The organism is Azospirillum sp. B506 (assembly GCF_000333595.1).
In the GTDB taxonomy this organism is placed as follows: domain Bacteria; phylum Pseudomonadota; class Alphaproteobacteria; order Azospirillales; family Azospirillaceae; genus Azospirillum.
Genome location: NZ_BADK01000641.1, coordinates 1 through 1,763 on the forward strand (window position 1 = coordinate 1; position 1,763 = coordinate 1,763).

Genomic DNA, 1,763 nt, shown 5'->3' on the forward strand with positions numbered 1-1,763 from the left:
GGCTGATGGACGAGCTGATGCCCGCGGGGGGCGCCATGATGCAGGTGGATGCCGGCGAAGATGCCATCCTGCCTTATCTCGCCGCTCATGCCGGGGCGGTAGAAATCGGCGCGGTCAACGGTCCGGGCAAGGTCGTGCTGTCCGGCCGGGAGCCGGCAGTCGCCGCGCTGGCGGCCGCACTCCGGACCGATGGTCTCGCGACACGCCTGCTGAAGGTATCGCACGCCTTCCATTCCCCCGATGCCGAACCGGTGCTGGCGGCGCTGGCGGCGGCCGAGGCACGGCTGAACGCAGCGCCCGCGGCGATCCCGCTGATTTCAAACCTGACCGGGGCGCCGCTGCCCGGCGGCCTGCCCGGTCCCGGCTATTGGGCGCAGCATGCACGCCGGGCGGTGCGTTTCGCTGATGGTGTGGCGGCCCTGTCCGGCCTTGCCGATACCTTCATCGAGATCGGTCCTGATGGCACACTGTGCGCCCTGGGGGCCGGCTCGGTCGGGCGCGAAGGGCGGTGGTGGCTGCCCTCGGCCGGACCGCGGTTCGGCGACGCCCTGCAGCTCGCCCGCACCCTGGGACAGCTTTTCGTGCGCGGCGCGCGGCTCGACCCGGTTGCCATCCATGGCACGGTGACACCCCCCGCCGGCCTGCCCACCTATCCGTTCCAGCGCCGCCGCTGGCCCTATCCCGAGCGGCCGGCCGATCCACTGCACAGCGGTTCCCTATTGGGCCGGCGCGAAGCGGCAGCGACAGGAGCGGTATTCCTGACCCCGGTTGCCGGGACGCACCAGCCCTTCCTGCGCGACCACCGCATCGCCAACCGGGTGGTGGTGCCGGCCTCCTTCCATCTCTGCCTGGCACTCGCCGCAGCCCGCAAGACAGGGCCGGGCGACGCGGTGGCGGTACGCGATGCCCTGTTCCCGGCGGCTCTGGTCCTCGATGCCGATGCTGCGGCGATGCTGCGGGTCCGGCTGACGGCAGCCGGCGATTTTGCCGTCACGCTGGCCGATGACGACACCGCCCTGAAGGCGACCGCGACCATCGCACCGGCAGAAGAAATGGCCGAAGGCGACGGCTTTGCCGAAATGGAGCGCCTCCGTGGCGGGGTGGCCGGGGAACCGGCGGCAACGGCACTCTATTCGCCCCTGGATGCCATCGGCATCGGGCTGGGTGCCGGCTATCGCTGGGCCGAGGATGTGTGGCGCGGCACCGGCGAGGCGGTGATCCGTCTGCGTCCGCCGACCGCAGCCGAAGCCGCATGGTCCCGGCCGCTGCACCCCGCCCTACTCGACACGCTGTTCCAGGCGATCGGCGTGGCGTGGCCGGCCGGCCGCTATCCCGCGGGCCGGGTCTGCGTGCCGGCCGCGGTCGGCTGCCTGCGGGTGCTGGCCGGTGCCGGCACGCCGCTATGGTGCCATGTCCGCCTCGATCCCAGCGATGACCGGCTGGCCGATCTGCGCGCCTGGGATGGCGACGGCCGGCTGGCGGTCGCGGTCGATGGGTTGCGCATTGCCTGGATCGATCCCGCACAGTTCACCGCCGGGGCCGCAGGCTGGCAGGACTGGGTTCATGAGCTGGATTGGGTCGCGGTACCGGCCCCGACGCCCGATCCGGCACGCATCGCCGCCGAATGGATCATCCTGGGCGATGCCGGCCCGGCCGAAATCCTGGCACGGCAGTTGGGCACGCTGGGCGCCGGGCGCGTCACGGTGGCCGATACCACGGTGCTACCGGCCGGGGCCGCCCGGATCGTCCATCTGGTGCCGGCA

1 protein-coding gene is annotated in these 1,763 nt (G+C 72.3%); it reads left to right on the top strand.

Translation table 11 applies throughout. The features are described from left to right. A partial coding sequence (locus tag I71_RS19035) for a polyketide synthase dehydratase domain-containing protein (RefSeq protein ID WP_042696530.1) occupies positions 1-1,763 on the top strand: 1,763 nt, incomplete at both ends.